We start from the raw sequence: 410 nt of genomic DNA on the forward strand, positions 1-410 counted from the left end.
AGCCAGTACGGTGACGGGCGAAACGGTGAGTTCCGCAATGTGCTTAAGTAATCGGCTGCGTGTACCGGCGAGTGCGTCTGCGAGTTCCAAGCACATCGCGGGAGCTAACTCAGCATCGACAAACTCGCCGAGCCATACCTTGAACTGCTGGAACTCGAAGGGCACCCACCCTTTGAATGCCGAGACTTCGGTCAGTGCTTCGAGCCGATCGGACTCGATTTCAATCACGCCGCCCCATTCGGCAGTGGTGGAGCGTGACTTTGCGAGGGCGATTACATCAGCGTCGACGCTGGTCACCGCCTGCGTGAGTGCGGCAACCGAGCCGTCGAGACTCTCTGATCCGATGCCTAGCGGCTCGTCGTCGCCACTTGTCTGATTGTTCTCTGCGTGGTCAGTCAGTTGTTCGACTC

1 protein-coding gene is annotated in these 410 nt (G+C 58.8%); it reads right to left on the reverse strand.

Annotated features, from left to right (window positions below; translation table 11 throughout):
- On the reverse strand, positions 1 to 410 hold a 410-nt coding region (locus tag AC1DBN_RS21550), incomplete at both ends, for a hypothetical protein (RefSeq protein WP_477724207.1).

Source organism: Pseudarthrobacter sp. 10T415 (genome assembly GCF_056394175.1).